At 61.2% G+C, this 3,301-nt stretch carries 2 protein-coding genes; one reads left to right on the top strand and one right to left on the bottom strand.

What is annotated here, in order from left to right:
* Positions 1-120: 120 nt before the first annotated feature.
* Positions 121-1,746 carry a pyoverdine maturation tyrosinase PvdP gene (gene pvdP, locus V8J63_RS07110; protein WP_336463825.1) on the bottom strand — a complete coding sequence of 542 codons (1,626 nt, stop codon included), beginning with the start codon at positions 1,744-1,746 and terminating at the stop codon, positions 121-123.
* Between the two features lie 207 nt (positions 1,747-1,953).
* Between pvdP and V8J63_RS07105 the strand changes: the two genes are divergently transcribed.
* Positions 1,954-3,301: dipeptidase (locus tag V8J63_RS07105; RefSeq protein ID WP_336463824.1), on the top strand; the 1,348-nt coding region annotated here is incomplete at its 3' end.

Raw genomic sequence — 3,301 nt, 5'->3', positions numbered from 1 at the left:
TGCTCGCGAAGAGGTCCTGTCAGGCACTGATGCATCTGAATGACACACCGTATTCGCGAGCAGGCTCGCTCCCACAAGTGGATTGCGAACTATTCAGAGAGAGTGTGTGTTTGAACCAATCTAGAGCTGTCGGCCCTTGACCTTCAGGTGCCGCGCATACCAGGGGCGCTGTGGCACTTTGCGGAACAGTTCGGTCATGTTGTCTTCGTCGCCAAAAGTGATACGCAGCGCCAGTTTCATGGTTTCCGGGTCCATCTCCACGGATCGCCCAGCTTGCAGGCCGGGCACGGTGCTGCAGCCGTGGGTGTCGGGGCCGAGCCAGGGGTCGGCGACTTCCACCCAGCGTCCCGGTGCAAACCATGTCACGCCGTTGACTTCCAAACGGCTCACTTCGCCCGGATGAAAACGTTCATGGGCGCGGAACCAGTCTTCCAGGCGATCATCGATCCAACCATGAAAGCGCCAGAACACCGGGTTCACATGGGAGGAAAACGGATCACCGAGAAAGTCGTTTTCCGGCGCATACCAGCGCGCAGCGAAGTCCGCCTGATCGCGCGCCATCGGCACTGGAATGTCGTTGGATGGGTCACGCGCCACCGAAGCCCAGCGCATGTGCAGCCAGTCGTGCAGGCCCAGTTCGACTTCCGAACCGAACTGGCCAAGGGTCAATTTCGACAAGTAACGCGGGTCACGGTACTGCGATTCCCAGACCAGAAAATTGCTCTGGAAAGTCTCCGCCGCTTTGATGTCGCTGACCCATTTGGTGTACTCGTCATCACCCTCGGCCAGCCAGGTCGGCGGCAGTGAATTGCCGTCATGATTGTCGAAATAACGCGCGAAGCCCTGCCGGTCCCGTTCCAGCTCAGGCTGCGGCTGCGGGAACGCCGGCCAGGAAGGCAAATCCTGCATCGAGCGGGCGATGCGGAGCATGTGCCGATGCATAAAGAAAAAATCCACGCCCGAGCCATTGCGATCCTTGCTTGGCCCACGGGCGTCGCGCTCCTTGTCACGCGGCCCGGGCTGCCAGCCGATGCCGCGCAGCGCTTCGCGTTTTTTCTCCGAGAGCTTGTGCCACTTGTCGCGGGTGGCGTGCCAGAGCTGGTGGAACAACCGATGCTCGGGCGCCACCAGCCAGGCCAACAGTTGCGGATTAAGCCCGGTGCGTTCACGGGCCTCGGGAAAACGCCGCTTGATAGCGATGAACTGGTTGTCCTGCTCGGGCAACGCCAGCGGCCGATCCAGACGCAGTACCTGCCCGGTGAACGTGGCGCTGCCGGCATTGCCGAACGCTGCCCAGACTTCATCCAGTTTGACTTTTAATTCATACACCGGCGGCGCCAGCGGCGCATCGGTGCGCAGCAGGCGCCAATACATCTTAGCGCCGTTGCCCGGTGCCAGATCGCCAGCCACTTGATAACGCACAGGCCCTTCGGCACGCAGATTCGCTCCGGTGTCGAGATAACCACGCAGGCCGCGCCCACGATGAGCGATGTCGAGAAACAGTTCCAGACCTTGCGCAGGCAGACCATCAAGCCCCGCCGCCGCACCGGTAAAGCGAATGTCCCAGACCCCACGCAAATTGTCCGCCAGCTGTTGCCCGGCGGTGTCCGCCAGATCGACCGTGGCCTCGCCCGGGGTGATCGGAAACTCCTCGCGAGTCAGTTCACGATGTGCATAAAAAGCGGCAGGCAGCGCGGCGCCCGTGAGTGCCATGCCCGCCATGAACCAGCGTCGAGAGATCGTCATTGCCCTACCTGTGTCAGCCATGAAGCAGGCTTTATCCAAGCTAGAACGTTTGCTCGGCGGGGAAATTTACGCTGCCGGCAAACATCACCCGCGCCGCTGCCGGGCATTTGTAACGCACACCTAAATTAGCCGTGCAGCCACTCGTTCTTCCCAGATAGCAAAGGCCCCTGCGCCTGTACCTCGACGGCGAACCTGAATGAGATGGCAATGACAAAACCGCGTTGGAAAAAGGCTCTATTCATCGGCCTGCCGCTGGCCCTGGCGATCAGTGCCGGCGCAGGATTTCTGGCCTGGGATTACTGGAACAACCCCGGCTACCCGGTGAAGGTGATGAAACAGGCGACTGAGTTGCAGGATCGCCTGCTGTCGTTCGACAGCCACATCACCGTGCCGCTGAGTTTCGGCAGCCACGACCACGAAGCCGACAAGGATGGCTCGGGCCAGTTCGACCTCATCAAGGCCAATCGTGGGCGCTTGTCCGGCGCAGCATTGACGGTGTTCGGCTGGCCGGAAATGTGGAACGGCCCGAACGCCCCGCACCGTCCCACCGAGGGTTTTGTCGAAGAAGCGCGCAATCAGCAGGAGGTGCGTTACAAGATCATTTCCGGGATTGTCCGCGACTTCCCCAATCAGGCCGGCATCGCCTACACGCCAGATGATTTCCGCCGTCTGCACGGCGAAGGCAAGTTTGCGATCTTCATCAGCATGCTCAACGCCTACCCGCTGGGCAACGATCTGAGCAAGCTCGACCTGTGGGCCGGGCGCGGCATGCGCATGTTCGGTTTCAGTTACATCGGCAACAACAGCTGGGCCGACTCGTCGCGGCCGCTACCGTTTTTCAATGATTCGCCCGACGCCCTCGATGGTCTGTCGGACATCGGTAAACAAGCGGTGCAGCGCTTGAACGATCTGGGCGTGATCATCGATGTTTCGCAGATGTCGACCAAGGCCCTCGAGCAAGTCGCCGAACTGAGCCGCACACCGCTGGTGGCCTCGCACTCGGCGCCAAGGGCGGCAGTGGATATCCCGCGCAACCTCAGCGATAAAGAGCTGCAACTGATCAAGAACAGTGGCGGCGTGGTGCAGGTCGTCGCCTTCTCGCAGTACCTGAAACCGCTGACCCAGGGCACGCAGGACAAACTCAATGGGTTGCGTGCGCGCTTCGATCTGCCGCCACTGCCCAACCTCGCCATGGCGCTGATGCCGGGCGATCCGATCATCACCGCCTGGTCGGAACAGAAGCTCGGCCAGTACGCCAGCGGCCTCTACGCGATCCTCGAAGAAGAACCGAAAGCCACCCTCAAGGACTTCGGCGACGCCATCGATTACACGGTGCGCAAGATCGGTATCGACCACGTCGGCATTGCTTCGGATTTCAACGATGGCGGCGGCATCAAGGGCTGGGAAAACGTCGGCGAGATCCGCAACGTCACCGCCGAACTGCTGCAGCGCGGTTACTCCGAAGCGGACATCGCCAAGCTCTGGGGCGGCAACTTCATGCGCGTCTGGGATCAGGTGCAAAAAGCCGCGAAACCGGCGCTGGCGTCACGCCAGG

The sequence above is a fragment of the Pseudomonas sp. CCNWLW23 genome, assembly GCF_037095675.1.
GTDB lineage: Bacteria > Pseudomonadota > Gammaproteobacteria > Pseudomonadales > Pseudomonadaceae > Aquipseudomonas > Aquipseudomonas atacamensis.
This window is presented reverse-complemented; position numbering and strand designations above follow the sequence as displayed.